The sequence below is a fragment of the Amycolatopsis sp. QT-25 genome (assembly GCF_029369745.1).
Lineage (GTDB): Bacteria > Actinomycetota > Actinomycetes > Mycobacteriales > Pseudonocardiaceae > Amycolatopsis.
The window spans coordinates 291401-306680 of record NZ_CP120210.1; the positions used below are offsets into that span (position 1 = coordinate 291401).

General features: G+C 63.2%; 12 protein-coding genes and 2 tRNA genes. 12 read left to right on the plus strand and 2 right to left on the minus strand.

The window, feature by feature from the left end; all coding sequences use genetic code 11:
- Positions 1-90: 90 nt before the first annotated feature.
- Positions 91-852, plus strand: coding sequence for a sulfite exporter TauE/SafE family protein (locus tag P3102_RS01400; RefSeq protein ID WP_276365871.1), 762 nt, complete (start codon positions 91-93; stop codon positions 850-852).
- Positions 853-1015: 163 nt separating this feature from the next.
- On the opposite strand, the gene hisC is transcribed toward P3102_RS01400, so the two are convergent.
- On the minus strand, positions 1016-2071 hold the full coding sequence (gene hisC / locus P3102_RS01405; protein WP_276365873.1) for a histidinol-phosphate transaminase: 1056 nt from the start codon (positions 2069-2071) through the stop codon (positions 1016-1018).
- Between the two features lie 97 nt (positions 2072-2168).
- On the opposite strand from hisC, the gene P3102_RS01410 reads away from it, so the two are divergent.
- From P3102_RS01410 to P3102_RS01445, 8 genes are all read left to right on the plus strand, one after another.
- The gene (locus P3102_RS01410; RefSeq protein WP_034319814.1) at positions 2169-2801 is read left to right on the plus strand and encodes a dienelactone hydrolase family protein; all 633 of its coding nucleotides are present in this window, start codon (positions 2169-2171) and stop codon (positions 2799-2801) included.
- 48 nt (positions 2802-2849) lie between these two features.
- Complete coding sequence (locus P3102_RS01415; RefSeq protein WP_276365877.1) at positions 2850-3329, plus strand: hypothetical protein; 480 nt, start codon at positions 2850-2852, stop codon at positions 3327-3329.
- On the plus strand, positions 3329-4471 hold the full coding sequence (locus P3102_RS01420) for a PPE domain-containing protein (RefSeq protein ID WP_276365879.1): 1143 nt from the start codon (positions 3329-3331) through the stop codon (positions 4469-4471). Before P3102_RS01415 ends, P3102_RS01420 begins: the two co-directional genes overlap by 1 nt.
- On the plus strand, positions 4471-5232 hold the full coding sequence (locus P3102_RS01425) for an ESX secretion-associated protein EspG (protein WP_276365881.1): 762 nt from the start codon (positions 4471-4473) through the stop codon (positions 5230-5232). The genes P3102_RS01420 and P3102_RS01425 overlap by 1 nt, the downstream gene beginning before the upstream one ends.
- Before the next feature lie 72 nt (positions 5233-5304).
- Positions 5305-7281 (plus strand): acetoacetate--CoA ligase, encoded by a 1977-nt coding sequence (locus P3102_RS01430; protein WP_276365882.1) that lies wholly within the window; start codon positions 5305-5307, stop codon positions 7279-7281.
- 956 nt (positions 7282-8237) lie between these two features.
- A tRNA-Ser gene (locus P3102_RS01435) sits at positions 8238-8327 on the plus strand.
- A 42-nt stretch (positions 8328-8369) separates the two neighbouring features.
- A tRNA-Arg gene (locus P3102_RS01440) sits at positions 8370-8443 on the plus strand.
- Between the two features lie 194 nt (positions 8444-8637).
- The gene (locus P3102_RS01445; protein WP_276371582.1) at positions 8638-9588 is read left to right on the plus strand and encodes a NaeI family type II restriction endonuclease; all 951 of its coding nucleotides are present in this window, start codon (positions 8638-8640) and stop codon (positions 9586-9588) included.
- Positions 9589-10209: 621 nt separating this feature from the next.
- On the opposite strand, the gene P3102_RS01450 is transcribed toward P3102_RS01445, so the two are convergent.
- A complete protein-coding gene (locus tag P3102_RS01450) occupies positions 10210-10716 on the minus strand; it encodes a hypothetical protein (protein ID WP_276365884.1) in 507 nt (168 codons plus the stop codon).
- Between the two features lie 606 nt (positions 10717-11322).
- Here P3102_RS01450 and P3102_RS01455 point away from each other — a divergent pair.
- The 3 genes from P3102_RS01455 to P3102_RS01465 all read left to right on the plus strand — a co-directional run bounded on the left by P3102_RS01455 (position 11323) and on the right by P3102_RS01465 (position 15275).
- Complete coding sequence (locus P3102_RS01455; protein WP_276365885.1) at positions 11323-11964, plus strand: hypothetical protein; 642 nt, start codon at positions 11323-11325, stop codon at positions 11962-11964.
- Positions 11965-12033: 69 nt separating this feature from the next.
- Positions 12034-13452, plus strand: coding sequence for a transcriptional regulator (locus P3102_RS01460; RefSeq protein WP_276365887.1), 1419 nt, complete (start codon positions 12034-12036; stop codon positions 13450-13452).
- Between the two features lie 5 nt (positions 13453-13457).
- Entirely contained in the window at positions 13458-15275 is a 1818-nt protein-coding gene (locus tag P3102_RS01465; RefSeq protein ID WP_276365889.1) for a DEAD/DEAH box helicase, read from the plus strand.
- The last annotated feature ends 5 nt before the right edge of the window (positions 15276-15280 follow it).

A 15280-nucleotide genomic window follows, 5' to 3' on the forward strand; every position in this document is an offset into this window, starting at 1 on the left:
GAGACATAACGGGCTCGTGGCCTGTTCGACCAGACACATCCACAGCGCGAAAGGAGGTGACGATGCTTAGGGTGCGGACGTGAGTGCTTTATGACGTGGTGGCACGCGGTCGTGATCTTCGTCGCGGGGCTCTGGGCGGGCACCATCAACACGGTCGTCGGCTCGGGCACGCTGGTGACCTTCCCGGTCCTGGTCGCGCTCGGCTACTCGCCGCTGACGGCGACGACGTCCAACGCGATCGGCCTCGCCCCCGGGACGGTCAGCGGGGCGATCGGCTACCGCGACGAGCTCAAGGGCTACTGGCCCCAGGTCGGCAAACTCGCCGTGGCGTCGTTCTTCGGCGCGATCTGCGGGACGATTCTGCTGCTCTCGTTGCCGAAAGACGCCTTCGAGACCGTGGTGCCCGCGCTGGTGGGGCTCGCGGTGGTGCTGGTGATCGTCCAGCCGCGCGTGTCCGCCTGGGTGACGAAGCGCCGCGAGGAGAACGGAACGGTCCAGAAGATCGGGCCGCTCCTGCTGTTCCTGATCTTCCTGATCGGCATCTACGGCGGATACTTCACGGCCGCGCAGGGCGTGATGATGATGGCCGTGATGGGGATGCTGATGTCGGAGTCGCTGCAACGGCTCAACGGCGTCAAGAACGCGCTCTCCGCCGTCGTGAACATCGTCGCCGGCGCGATCTACGCCTTCATCGCACCGGTCAGCTGGCCCGTGGTCGCGCTGCTCGCGGTCGGGTCCACGATCGGCGGCCAGCTCGGCGCGAAGATCGGCCGCAAACTCTCGCCGAAGGTGCTGCGTGCCGTGATCGTCGTGATCGGCCTCGCCGCGATGGTGCAGTTGCTCCTCAAATAGGGAAGCCCGGTGGATCCGGGCCTCCGGCGAGTTACGCCTCCAAACACGCGAGTTACGCCTCCAAACCCGCGAGTTACGCCTCCAGACACGCGAGTTACGCCGCGTAAGCCACTTTCCAGACCTCTGACGTCCCCAGAGTGGCTTACGCGACACGCCACCTCTGTCAGCGCGGGAAATCCCCGGCCGCTTCGAGGAAGAGGTCGTTCTCCTCGGGCGTCCCGATGGTCACTCGCGCGCCTTCGCCCGCGAACGGGCGCACGATCAGCTTGCGCTCGAGGGCGTGCTCCGCGAACTCGGTCGTCCGCTCGGTCAACGGCAGCCAGACGAAGTTCGCCTGCGTCTCCGGCACCTCGTAACCCAAGGCCACCAAGGCATCCCGGACACGAGTGCGTTCCGAGACGATCTCCTTGCAGCGTTCCAGCAGTTCACCGGCCGCGTCGAGGGAGGCGATGGCCGCCGCCTGGGCGATCATGTTCACCGAGAACGCCACGTAGACCTGCTTCAGCGCGACGATGATCGCTTCCGGCGCCACCGCGTAACCCACGCGAAGACCGGCGAGACCGTACGCCTTGGAGAAGGTCCGCAGCACCGCGACGTTGTCCCTGCCGCGCGCCAGTTCGACGCCGTCGGGCACCTCGGCGTCGGTCACGAACTCCTTGTACGCCTCGTCGAGCACGACGAGCACGCCCGAGGGCACGGCGTCGAGGAAGCGCTCCAGTTCCGCGCGTCGCACGACGGTCCCGGTCGGGTTGTTGGGGTTGCACACGAAGACCAGTCGAGTCTTCGGCGTGATCGCGGCGAGCATGGCGTCCAGGTCCAGCCCGTGCCCGGCCGTCAGCGGCACCTTCACGCTGACGGCGTTCGCCACCTGCGTGACGATCGGATACGCCTCGAACGAACGCCACGGGAAGACGACCTCGTCGCCCGGGCCGCACAGGGCCTGGATCATCTGCTGGCAAAGGGAAACCGAACCGCAGCCGACGGCGATCCGCCCGACCGGCTCGGCCAATTCGCGGGCCAGCCGTTCGACGAGCCCAGAAGCCGTGATGTCCGGGTACCGGTTGATGCCCTGCGCCGTCTCGGCTATGGCCTGCGCCACACTCGGCAGCGGCCCGCCGGGCACCTCATTGCTCGCCAGCTTGATCGCACCCTGGATTGTCCGGCCAGGGACGTACTTCGGCAACGATTCGAGATCCGCACGCGGCGAAACAGGGGACATCTTCGGCGCTCCTACGTCTGGGGGACGGCTCCGACACCGTATCCTCCCGCGCGAACGCAAGCTCCGAATATTTACCTAAGAGTGGTCTGATGGAGGAATGACCCTGACGACCACCGTGGAACACCAGCACGCCGACGGCCACACGCTGCGCCTGACCTTCGCCGAACCGGATGGTGTCGTCCGCGGCGGGCTCGTGGTGCTGCACGAGGAGGCCGAAGAGGTCGAAGAGGGTCTGGGCCTGCTCTTGGCCGGGCTCGCCGGCGAAGGCTGGCTCACCGTCACCCCGCATCTCGACCGGGACGATCTCACGCAGCAGGACCTGCTCGAAGCCACCGACGCGACGCTCGCATGGCTCGGTGAGCGCGGCATCCAGGCAGACCTCGTCGGTGTCGTCGGTTTCGACCTCGGCGGGACCGCCGCGCTGGTCGTCGCGTCGAACCGCAGGCTGGGCGCGGCGGTGAGCGTGGGCGGGCAGGGCGTCACCGGGCTGCCGGTACTCGTCGAGATCGCGGGACGGCTCACCAGCCCGTGGCTCGGCATGTACGGCGACGCGGGTGACGAGGCCGGAGGCGCCGAGGTCGAGCAGCTGCGTGACGCGGCGGCGACGGCGAACGTCGCGACGAACGTCGTCCACTACCCGGGCGCCAACCACCGCTTCGACGCCGACCCGGACGCGGCCGCCGAGGCCTGGCAGCGCACGTTGAATTGGTTCGACGCCCACCTGCGGTGACTCCATTCGCGCTAGCATTCCCCTCAAGATGTGACAGGGGAGGGTCGAATGGCACAGTCACCCAAGGTACCTGCGACGCCACAAGCCGCGTTCGGAGCTTCCGCTCCGGCGTTGGCTCCGGTGGCGGGTCAGATCCGGGATTCCAAGACGGATGCCAAGAAGGGGACCGTCAAGGTCTCCGAGGACGCCGCCAAGAAGCTCGTCGACGCGCTGCTGAAGGCACGCCATGAGCTCAACGCGCTGATCAAGGACTCGACCGAGTTCAACGCGCCGTTGAAGCTGGGCGACAACTTCGTCGGTCACACCATGAGCGAACGCTTTCAGGGCGCCGCGAACGAGGGGACCGAAGCGGCCGTACCCGTTCTCCGGGACTTCGCCGTGGTGCTCAAGGACTTCCAGCTCACCGTGATGGCCGCGCGGAAGATGTACGTCGCCGCGGACGAGGAAGGCCAAGAGCAGCTCGAACGGGTCGCTCGCCGGTTCGACATGGAAGACATCGTCGGCCACGAGCGGAAGGACGAGCACTGATGCGCGGCCTTCCCCTGCCGTGGCCGCCTCGCGAGCCCGAACCGCAACCCGGCCCCGAGCACCTCCACGCCGACATCGACTGGATGAGCTACTCGCATCGCGAGCTCTACGAGATGGTCCACAACGAGCTGGACCTCGCGAGCGCGGAAGCCGTCGCCGCGCAGTGGACGAAGATCAGCGCCTTCCTCGACAGGGCCGCTTCCGAACTCCGGGCGGCGCTGGCCGCCACCTCCGACGGCTGGACGGGCGAGGGCGCGGACAGGGCGCGTGACGCCGCCGTCAAGCTCGTCGATTGGGCGGGCGACACGGGTTGGCGCGCGGAGAACGTCGCGAACTGCGTGCGCCGCCAGGCGGACATCGCCGACACCGCGCGGCGCACGATGCCCGAGCCGCCGGGACACGCGCCGCGACCCAAGATGCCGGAGCCACCGAAACGCCGTCCGATCCCGGTCTCCGATTCGACGCAGGCGATGTCGGCGTCAGCCACGCCGGCACCGTCGGGCTCCGGTTTCGCCGAGGCGGGGCGGATCGTCGCCGAACCCACCGACGAAAGCGCGCAGGATCTGCACCGGCAGGCGGCCGACGTGATGACGCGGATGCAGCGGAACTCCGGTGAGGTCTACGAGAACGTTCCGGCCTTCACCTCGTACGGCAAGCAGCCGAACCTCCTCAAGACACCCGAAGAGCCGGAGAAGCCGAAACCCGAACCCGCGCCGGAACCGGTGCCGCCACCGGACGACTCCACGCGCAGCAGTGGCGCCGACGATCCCGCCCCGTTCCCGGTGCGGGAGCCGATCGACACACCGCGCGCGCCCGGCGCGAGCAGCGGCGCGTACGTTCCGCCGCCACCCGGTACCGCCGGGGGAACCCACGAGCAGCTCGGACAGGGCGGCCGATCCGGTGCCGGCGGCTTCGGGCCGTCGGGGCAGCAGCCCGGCCAACCGGCGGGGACACGCGCCGCGGCGGCCGCGGGCATGGGCGGTTTCGGGGGGATGCCGATGGGAATGGCGCCCTCGCAAGGACGACAGGGCGAAGAGGACCACAAGGCGCCGAACTACCTCGTCGAGGATTCCGACGTCTGGGGGCTCAGCGGGCAGGTGACCCCACCGGTCATCGGCGAAGACCCGAGGAGCGGTCGCTGATGGACTGGATCCGGTTGCACATCGGCGAACTGTTCCTGCTCTGGTCGGCGCACGGACGCGACGAACTGCCCGCGGTGCTGGAGGTTCCGCACGTCGGGCGGACCCCGGAGTTCCGCGCGGAACTGGTGGCGGCGGCGAACGGGACGCTGTCGGAACGCGGCCTCGGCACGGTGGAGGCACCCGCGCCCGGGCTGGTCCGGCTGCTGCACACCGTCGCGAACAGCGAACTGACGCTCGACCTGCGGCTCGACGGCGATCCGGCGTACCGGGCCGTCGGCTGCGTGTCCGATCGCGGCGCGGTCGCGATCGGCGTTTCGGGCACCGACGTCGAGCTGTCGGCCCTGCGGGAGCCGCTCGTCGCCGCGACCTTGCTGCAGGCGTTGCCGCCGTGCGACCAGGGCCGTGGCCTCTCGGTCAACCTGCGCGTCGACGACTACACGGCCGCGTGCGAGGCGGGGGAGGGCGGCGGGCAGCCCGCGTTCTCCGACGTCCTTCGTGACGCCGGGCTGCGTGAACCCGAGGTCATCGTGCTGGTGCGGATCGCGACCCAGCGGATCGGCAGCGGGCGGCTCGGGGCGACCAGGAAGTCGTGGGAGGGCCGCTGGGTGCGCGGCGAAGGCACGTTGACCTGGGTGGACACCCCAGATGGCCGCTACGGGCTTCGCCGCGACCGGGGGTGGCTGACCGTCACCCCGCTCGACGCGGCGCGGCTCAAGACGATGGCGTACGAGCTGTTCACGGGGGCTCGCCAGTTCGGTTAAGGGGTGGATCAGCAAGCGCGGAGCGCTTTCCGCTGAGGGTGGTGGTGGGGCGGGGAGGGTTAACATCGCGGGGTGACGCACACCGCCGACGCCCCAGAAGTGCTCTGGCGCCCCGAGCCGAGCCGCCTGTCCGACACCAAGATCGACGCGTTCCGCCAGTGGCTGCGCGCCGAACGCGGCGTGGAGGTCGACGACTACGACGCGTTGTGGGAGTTCTCCGTGCGACGTGGGCCCGAGTTCTGGTCCGCCGTCGCCGGCTTCCTCGGCCTGCGCTGGCACGACGAGCCCGGCGAGGTGCTCACCGGCGAGATGCCGAACGCGCGATGGTTCGAAGGCGGCACGCTGAACTACGCCGAGCACTCGCTGATGCCCGGCGTCGCGGGCGCCGCGAAGGCCGACGACGAGGTCGCCGTGATCTTCGATCGCGAAGACGGCCTCTCGTCGCAGCTGACCTTCGGTGCCCTGCGGTCCGCCGTCGCCTCCGCGCGGGAAGGGCTGCGGAAGCTGGGAGTGGCCAAAGGGGACAGGGTGGTCGCGCTGGCGCCGAACTGCCCGCAGACCCTGATCGCGTTCCTCGCCACCGCGAGTCTCGGCGCGATCTGGTCGTCGTGCTCGCCGGACTTCGGCGTCCGCGCGGTCACCGACCGGTTCGCGCAGATCGAGCCGAAGGTGCTGATCGCGGTCGACGGCTACGTCTACAATGGACGGTGGTTCGACAGCCGGTCGACGGTGAACGCGTTGCGTGACGAGATCTCCACACTGGAAGCGACCGTGCTCGTCGACTACGCCGGTGGCCGCCTCGACGGCACACTCGACTGGGACACGCTGCTCGCCGACAACGCGGGCGCGGAACTGGCCTTCGAACCCGTCGAATTCGGCCACCCGCTGTGGGTCCTGTACTCCTCGGGGACCACCGGCCTGCCGAAGGGCATCGTCCACGGCCACGGCGGCATCACCCTCGAACACCTCAAAGCCCTTGCCCTGCAAAGTGATCTCGGCCCCGATGATCGTTTCTTCTGGTTCACCACCACCGGCTGGATGATGTGGAACTTCCTCATCTCCGGCCTGCTGACCGGAACCACGATCGTGCTCTTCGACGGCAGCCCGGGACATCCGGACCTGAACGTGTTGTGGCACTTGGCCGAACAGCACCGCGTCACCTACTTCGGCACGTCGGCGCCGTACATCCAGAGCTGCCTGAAGGCCGGCATCGAACCGGCCGAGCGCTACGATCTCACCGCGTTGCGCGCCTTGGGTTCCACCGGCGCGCCGCTGAGCGTCGAGGGTTTCCGGTGGATCGTCGACGAGGTCGGCGACCGCGTCCAGATCTGCTCGGTCTCCGGCGGCACGGACCTGTGCGCGGCGTTCGTCGCGTCCGCCCCGGACGTCCCGGTCTGGCTCGGCGAGCTCTCGGTCCGCGCGCTCGGCGCCGCCGTCGCCGCGTTCGACGAGCAAGGAAAGCCCGTCGTGGAGACGGTCGGCGAACTGGTGATCACCGAGCCGATGCCGTCGATGCCGGTGTTCTTCTGGAACGACCCGGACGGCGCACGGCTGCGCGAGGCGTACTTCGAGATGTACCCCGGGATCTGGCGGCACGGCGACTGGATCCGGATCACCGGACGCGGCTCCGCCGTCATCTACGGACGCAGCGATTCGACGCTGAACCGCGGCGGCGTCCGGATGGGCACGGCCGAGTTCTACCGCGTCGTCGAGTCGTTCGACCAGGTCGCGGATTCGCTGGTGATCGACACGTCGGCGGCGGGGAACGAGGACGGGCAGCTGCTGTGCTTCCTCGTGCTGGCCGAAGGCACGTCGCTCGACGAGGTCGAACCCGCCCTGCGCAAGGAACTGCGCGGCGCCCTCTCGCCGCGGCACGTGCCCGACCGGTTCGTCCAGGTGAGCGAAGTGCCGCGGACACTCAACGGCAAGAAATGCGAGGTCCCGGTCAAGAAGATCCTTTCGGGGGTTTCCCCTGACCGCGCCGTCAGCCGGGATGCCCTGCTGAACCCCGACGCCCTCGTACCGTTCGTGGAGCTGGCAAGGAGCTAACAGGAGCGGGCGCTTGGCAGGTGCCTCCTCGGTGACTCGGCTGCCCCTGGTCCCGGCCGGACGGCGCACCCCGCGCGGCCGCGTCGCCGAATGGCTGGAACCGCCGCACGAGGCACGGTCGGCGCGGCGCCGGTCGCGCTGGTGACCGGTGTGTTGCTGATGCTGCTCAGCGCCGGCCTGGCAACTGGCGGTCGCCGCCACGCTGCTGATCTTGTCGCACTTCGGCCTCAGGCATGCTCGGTGCCGGGTCCGTGTCGCTCGCGCTACGACACACGGCGTCACTTCATTGCGCTCCCCACCCGGTGACCGGCCGATGGCACGCGGCCGGCTCTTCCTGCGACTGACGGCGGCCGGTGTCGCGATCAACTTCGTGCTGCCGGCACTCGCGCCCGTCGGTGACCGGCTGGCGCAGTCGACACCGGCCTGATCGGCGTTCGTGGTCCGGTGGTGTCCCCGTGATGTGCCTTCCGCGAACCTCGACGAACTCTGGACGCTCGCCGCCACGTAGCGCGGCAACCGACACCGAATGCGGCTTCTCGATGGGCCCTCGGCCGCATGAGCGACCCCGGCTCGGTCCTGGTGACGGCGTGTCCTCCAGTTCGTTCCGTGGGGCGAGAAGGGTCTCTCGCTGAACGTCATGCGTCGTCCTCAGCGCGGTCTGGAACATCGCGCCGACCCCATTACCCGCCTGTCCGCTAGGACACTGCGATTCTTCTCACGTTAGATCCAGATCGAGACCCTCTGCCGCTTCAACGCGAAGTTCCGATCCAGCTGGGTCCGCGCTACCTGGCGTACCCCGCGGCCCGCCCCGGAGTCGGCGTCGCCGTCTTCGAAGCCGAAGGTCTCGGCGGGCGCTCATCCGGCCTGCTCAGAGCCCTGCAACGCGTCTAAGGGGGGTCCCTTCCAAGGAGGTCCACAGGGTGTGTAACCTATTTGAGCAGTGGTCGTTGGGCCTGGGAGGCTTCGCCTAGTCTGGTCTATGGCGCCGCACTGCTAATGCGGTTGGGGGTAACCCCCCCTCCCGGGTTCAAATCCCGGAGCCTCCGCTGGTGCCTGTTCCGGCAGGTGCTAGATTGACAACTGAACAAGCGCCCGTAGCTCAGCTGGATAGAGCATCTGACTACGGATCAGAAGGTCAGGGGTTCGAATCCCTTCGGGCGCACGTCTGGTTGAGACAGCACTAAGGCCCTCCCGTTCGCGGGAGGGCCTTTTTGTCTGTCCTGTAATTTCTGGACCGGACACGTCCAACTGGGGCAGCATGTGTTCGATGCCAGTCAGGTGTGCTTTCGCCGCTGTGCCGGCATCGGTATGAAGTTGAGCACTTAAGTGCAGCGAGGGGACGCCGGCTTGTTCGACATGGTTCTAGAGGGTCCGCCTGGACGCGGAGATGACCCTGAGCTCGACGCTGTAACCGATCGGCTTTATGAGCATGATCCATCAGGCGATCGTGTCGCCAAGGTACTTAGAGAAACAATTGACCAGCTACTTGACGGGCGTCGAAGCGGCCGGTGGGATTACGTACAACTTCACAAGACCGAAAAGACTCACATGGGCACGTTGGTTGAGATCAACCTGCATCGTGAATTTGATTTTGCAGATGGAGTAGCCACCGACTATCGGATCGCCGGCCACGATGTGGACTGCAAGTTCTCCCAGCGGATTGGCGGCTGGGAGATGGGACCCGAGATGGTCGACCAACTGTGCTTGGTGATCTGGGCAAGTGACCTGGAAAGCAAGTGGCAGGCTGGCCTTGTCCGGGCAAGGCAAGACCGGTTGCGCCTGAATGCGAATCGAGATGCAAAGCGGCGACTAACCGAGCGCGGCGTCACAGAGATCAGGTGGCTCTGGAAGTCGCATGGCAATCTTGCCCCGAACGTACTGTTGCATCTTGACCCGCTGAGGCGAGAGCGGATCATGGATGCGCGCGCACGACGCGGTGATCGCCATGCGCAAGCACGGTTGTTTCAACTGTGCCGAGATGTGCAAAATCAGATAATTACCCGGGCCACCGTTGAAACGGTGGGCTGGGGTCTGGACGATCCATTGAAACGGATGCGCAGCAATGGCGGTGCCCGCGATGCGCTTCGTCCCGAAGGTTTGCTTGTCCTCGGGCACCAGGACAACGATCCTGGAGTTGCGTCCGCGCTAGGACTTCCGGTGCCGCAAAAGGGACAGTTCGTAGTCACCCGGGTTGTGCCCGCACGAGACGATGAAGATCTGCGGATGGCCTCGATACAAGGCCAGCTCTGGCGGAAGGCAACACCAGATGATCCTCTGCACCCCGCTCCGGTTGTTCCTCGTAGCTAGGTTCCGTGTTAGGTGATCGTCGCTAACGACGGCTCCCGCCGGCCTGGCTTACCCGAGCTGTATCGATTAGCCAGGCCAGCGGGAGTGTAGTCAGCAGTAAGACGACGCAGATCCGGTTAGCTCAGCAGCCAGATGATAAAGGCTACGAGCGCGCCTCCGGCGCCGGAGGCAAGGCCCTTGACGAAGTGCGTGCAGGCAAGCTGCCACCACCGACGCCATCCGGCGGGCTCGGGCCACCTGCTCTCACCAGCAGGTTTGCCGGGAACTGCCCTTCCCGACCGTGTGACTCGTGCCGGACGGCCACCCGAAGAAGGGCGGCGACGTTTACTATTCATGTAGGGACTCCTTGTCCACGGCAGTTGGCGGGGGTTCTGAAGGGGGAGGGCCCTGCCGGCCTTGGTTCCTAGGCCTGCCGGTCGGGCCTTCCTCCGGTATCTCGGTCTTCGCGAGGGCATATCGCTCCACCCCAATCACGTATTGTTGATCACAACACTGCGAGTTACTGATAGGTCGCGAGGGAGGGCCCCGCGCCGCAAGCAACAAGTCAGAGCAGGACACAACGGCTTCACGCCGTGTCCCGCCTGTTACCTGTTGCGGCAAGGACGACGCTCTAGACAAAGATCACCTGCCTTCCAGAAGCACGAGCGCGTTGTCGGTCAGCCCGACGTCGAGGAGTTCGCTGATGATGGCCAGCCGATCGTGCGAGCTGCGGCTGCGCGCGCCATGCAACACCACATCAGCGGCATCAGGGTGGCCAGCATCTACGAAGTACGACACAGCACCGGCTACTTCCTTAACAGTTACTTCGGAACCAGTTGCCCAGAGAACACTGGAAACGTCGTGCAGGTGTCCGTTGTCGATGTAGGACAAGACCTCGTCGAGCCCTGGCGGCGGCGCGGGTGTGCTCATCGCGTTGCGCCGGTCTCCATCTGCCGTCACGCCGTTGCGCCGGTCCTTTCCCTCATGGCCCGCTTCCCATGGTGGCGGCGCTTCCACCAGCGCAACATGGCAGTTAGGGCATAGCCCCAGCTTGACGGCGGCTCGGAGTTCGAGAAGATACTCAAGGGTGAACGGCATTGTGGTGAGCACACCATGTCTTGCCACATCCCGTGCCGCCTCCTCGTACATCAAGATCAAAGTGGCGATCGTTGGCAGCCGTCGCGCGTTGTAGTAGTGCGAGAGTGATGCGTCAGAGACTCCAAGTCGCTTACTTACCGCGGCGATAGTGCTTGAGTGAAAGCATTTGTGCAGGTCAGTGAGAGCCTCGGCGAAAGCCGCGGCCATGGGCGTAGTCCCGTCCGGGTATCTGCCGCCTACACGTCCTATCGGTGGCATCCCATCCCCTCTTCAGCCCCTTCCTTGAAGAGTCGCGTACAGCCCTTCGACGCGTGAAGGCGCGAAGGACATGTACGCGACTGTAGGGCATCGAGGTCATCTAGATGGCAGCGACTGGCCTGAAAATCTCGATTTTCTTGCGGCAACAAAACCTGGCCGCAGTTCCGATATATCGCAATACGTTGCGATATATCGGAACTGCATCACCAGTCCCTACAATCGGTGTAGTCATTACAAAAAATGTAGGAATGCTTGTTTAAGTGGGCTCGGTGAACCTTCTGTGTTACAAAGGAAGTTCAGCTGTCATGGTCTGCTGGTTCGCAGTGTGGCTTGCCAGCGAAGTCGGCACAGAAGGGCTTATGCGTGCTCCCGTCGTGGCAAGATCATGAGCTTGGAACGATGAAGCGAGTCGCCCTGTGGCTGCTCGCAGAGGTCGGCGAGGGAAATAAATTTACAAAGGAGAAGCTAAGAAAAGACTTCCCAGGTGTGTCTCAGATTGATAGAAGAATGCGGGATCTTCGGAAGTTCGAATGGCAGATTGACACCAACCGTGAGGATCTGACACTCGATCCTCACGAACACTGCTTCGTCAAAGCCGGCCTTCCCGTCTGGGAGCGAGGCGTTGCGCTTAGTCAGCGGGCAAATGCTGCTATAGGTGCCGCTATGCGCAGAGAGGTGCTCGCGGCCGATGGAAACATGTGCCGGTCGTGCGGCATTACACCTGGGCATCCCTACGCCGGCACCCATGAGATGGCCCAGCTTGACATTGCTCGTCGGCATGTGGTCACTTCCACCGGTGTCGAGGTACAGCTGGTGACCGAATGTAAACGGTGCAGGGTGGGTGGACGTGGCATCGAAGCCAGCCTGGATGCCGTACTGCGGGACCTGTCTTCCCTTGGGGCTATCGAACGCCGTTTGCTGACCGGCTGGGTCAAAGCGGATCGCAGAGACTTTAGCCGGATCGAGGAGTTGTGGTGCGACTACCGGTCCCTGCCGGCTGAAGCGCGATCTAAAGTCCAGGAAGCGCTAGGCCTCGGCTAGGCCGTACTAAGCTACCGCTTCGGCAGGCTGCACTGCTGAACCAGAGCGACTTCGTATCAGGAGAGAGTAGTGACTAAAGACTACGGTCGGCCGCCACGAGCTGAAGAGAACCGCGCGCTGATCGAGAGTCGACTGGCGGAAGTAGCTGCCGGCGCAGGGGTGCACGAGACTGTAACGATTGACTGGCGTGGTCGACCAACACATCTAGACGTTATCGAGATGTCGGTAGGTGATCTGTATTACAACCCAGCTACTCACAGGATTCGCGCTCAACGTAGTCACGACAGTTCGCGAAGTGACTTGCTCGAACAGGATCCCTGGAGCCAGGGAAGTCAAGAGTACCTAGACTTTTTGCTTAAAGCCTTGCCATCGGATCTTTCAAAAGTTGACCCAGTTTTTACTGGGTTGGCTGAGAGCCTGAATGACTACAAACAAACTGACCCCGGGCTAATCACCCGTGATGGTGTACTTGTAAACGGCAATACGAGGCGTGCGGCTCTGCTTCAGATTGGCGGGCCGGGGCAAGGTATGCGTGTCGCAGTTCTGCCCGAGTCATGTACCTGGGCCGACGTAAGCGACGTTGAGCTGTCTTTGCAGCTCCGAAAGACCCATCATCGAGAGTACTCCTATGTCAACCGGCTACTAGCTATTGATGAGCTGACTAAACAGGGAATGCCGACTAGCGTGATCGCGACAACGTTTCGCACCACGTCAGCTGCTTGTGAACAAGATCTGTGGGTGCTCAGGTGCATTGAATCACTAGTTGAGCGCAGTAAGGCGCAGGGTACACGCCTGCCGATCTTTGCTTTCGAAGATAAAACTGAGAAGCTTAAAGAATTATATCGACGGTACTCAAAAGACGTCACAGTCGACCCGGAGATGGCAGAGTTGGTAAAAGAGTATCGCCTGGCTGCTATTACTTTGGATTTTTCGAAGACTGACGTGCGGCTGATTGAGGATGATTTCCAACAACGCTATCTGTCTAAGCACCTCCCTGAGGTGCTGAAAGAACAGGACGATGGTCACGAATCAGTTTCTATTCCGGGATTAAATCGAAAAGTTAAGGGCGCGTCGAATGCGTTGGCTTCTGTCAAAAAGCTAACTGATACAGCTTTGCGGGCAAAGGCTGCTGAAGCATTCGATCCTACTCTCCGGGATCCTGTCGCAGCTGAAGCAGTTCAGGCGGGAGAGGAACTTCGTGCGGCAATGGAAAAGGCCCTGGTGCCGGCAGGCAAAGATGCTCGGATACGAAAAAGGAAGCAGGCGGCCCCCACAAGGCTTCTGGATGCTTGCCAAGATATCGATCAATGTGTCACTGACCTGGTTATGTCTCGGGGATCTAGAAGCCTAGATGAGGAATCTTTTGACGAGGCGGTCGTCAAGCTGAGGAGCAGTCTGGAGCGGCTAGCGCTGGAGACTCGACGCACAGTTTCCGTTCCCGGCGATGGAGTGGACTGGCTTATTTCGGCCCTCTATTCGGGGTCTTAATGGCTATGAACCCGGAAGCGAGCCTATTCATTGGCTTCGATGTAACTCGTACTCAAGCTTTGCTGCGGGCGCGATTAGATTTCGTTTCCGCTCTGGGGCGGCTGCTTGAGCGCTTTCCGGCAGGACGGTTCTCGGACAAGACGGCCGCGGTTGTTCCTGTCGATGAATTTCTCATTGGCCTGGAAGCCTTAGCCGATTGGCCTGAGCCAGAAACGGTCACCTGGGATGCAACGTTCCAAGCAACTGTCGAGGAGATGCTTGACGATGCTGAAGAAGCTGATAGGCAGCTGCATGGTGACGGCCAAATCGAAATTGGTTCCAGTGAAGTCGATGAGCTTCTCGGGCCAAGCTGGTGCGGTGAGCTGACCGACTTTCAGCGTCGGGATATAGCCCGTTTGATATCACTTGGGCATAGCGCGAATTTTAGTGTTCCTGGCGCAGGTAAGACGCGGGTGGCGCTGGCGGTCTTCGCGGCGATGCGTGAGAAAGGAAAAGTCGATCGGTTGTTAGTGGTAGGACCAAAGGCTGCTTACGAAGCATGGCTGTACGAAGCCAAGGTTTGTTTCAAACGTCCGCTCGAAGTCAAAGTGGTAACCAACCGGCTACCAAGCGCGGCAGATCTTCTTTTAGTGAATTACGAACGCTTGAACCCTTCTCTGGCTGGATTTGCTAGGTGGTTGCAAGAGTCTCCTGGAATGATGATTCTTGATGAAGCTCACAGGATGAAATTGGGTGCTGCTGGGGTTTATGGATCCGCATGTATGGCGCTTGGCCCATTGAGTCGAGTCCGGATGATCCTTAGCGGTACGCCAGCGCCTAATGGCCCCAAAGACCTTGAAAGCCTTTTGGCGTTCGTCTGGCCGGGCCGCGGCCGCCGGGTGGTCCGGCAGGCGATCGGCGGGGGAGATCTTGGTTATGCGAGTAGCAAACTGAGGCCGCTCTACACGCGAACAACAAAACAAGAACTAGGCTTACCCCCTGTTTCAACGCGTGTTCGCAGGGTTGAAATGTCACCTTTGCATCGAGAGATATATGATGCGATGGTTGGCCAGTTCACTGCTCGTGCAGAGCGAAACCGTAACGACTTCGAATCATTGGGAAGGGCAGTTCTCCGACTATTGATGGCGGCTACCAGTCCTGCCCTTCTTGTGGAAGGAGCGACGAAGTATGAGCCGCTTTCATTTCAGATTCCACCTTTGGAAGTGAATGAAGACGAGCCACTCTATGTCCTGCTTAGAGATTTGTCAAAGTATGAGATCCCCCCTAAGTATCAGGAAGCCTTAACTATTGTTGCAGATAATGCGAGAAATGGGTTGAAGACGCTGGTTTGGGCTAGTTTTGTGCGCAGTATTAAGTCTTTAGAGGTGCTTTTTAAAGACTTCAGTCCGGCTGTGGTGCACGGAGGTACTGCGGACAGAGCCGAGCAACTTCGTACCTTTCGCGAAGATCCGGCATGCGCGGTGCTGGTTTCAAATCCGGCCACCTTGGGCGAGGGGGTTAGTCTGCATCAAGTGTGTCATGACGCAGTCTATGTGGACCGAGATTTTCAGGCAGGCCGATTCTTGCAGAGCCTTGACCGTATCCATCGGCTAGGTCTTGCGCATGACACTGAGACCAGGGTAACGATACTCGAAGCTCAAGGCAGTATTGATGAGATTGTGGCACTGCGTTTGAAAGAAAAGCTGGAGTTCATGGGGCAGATTTTGGATGATCCCTCAGTGCGGAAACTGGGAGACCCTGAAGACGAGATCGCGCTCGCGGGTGGCCTGGATGCAGCGGACATACAGGCCATCATTGGCCGCGTTGGCGCGATCCTGCCGTAGCTAGG

Coding starts and splice junctions, on each gene's coding strand:
- P3102_RS01455 (WP_276365885.1), top strand. CDS start 11,323: ATGAAGCGAGTCGCCCTGTGGCTGCTCGCAGAGGTCGGCGAGGGAAAT.
- P3102_RS01465 (WP_276365889.1), top strand. CDS start 13,458: ATGAACCCGGAAGCGAGCCTATTCATTGGCTTCGATGTAACTCGTACT.
- P3102_RS01400 (WP_276365871.1), top strand. CDS start 91: ATGACGTGGTGGCACGCGGTCGTGATCTTCGTCGCGGGGCTCTGGGCG.
- hisC (WP_276365873.1), bottom strand. CDS start 2,071: ATGTCCCCTGTTTCGCCGCGTGCGGATCTCGAATCGTTGCCGAAGTAC.
- P3102_RS01450 (WP_276365884.1), bottom strand. CDS start 10,716: ATGTACGAGGAGGCGGCACGGGATGTGGCAAGACATGGTGTGCTCACC.
- P3102_RS01420 (WP_276365879.1), top strand. CDS start 3,329: ATGCGCGGCCTTCCCCTGCCGTGGCCGCCTCGCGAGCCCGAACCGCAA.
- P3102_RS01425 (WP_276365881.1), top strand. CDS start 4,471: ATGGACTGGATCCGGTTGCACATCGGCGAACTGTTCCTGCTCTGGTCG.
- P3102_RS01410 (WP_034319814.1), top strand. CDS start 2,169: ATGACCCTGACGACCACCGTGGAACACCAGCACGCCGACGGCCACACG.
- P3102_RS01415 (WP_276365877.1), top strand. CDS start 2,850: ATGGCACAGTCACCCAAGGTACCTGCGACGCCACAAGCCGCGTTCGGA.
- P3102_RS01445 (WP_276371582.1), top strand. CDS start 8,638: ATGGTTCTAGAGGGTCCGCCTGGACGCGGAGATGACCCTGAGCTCGAC.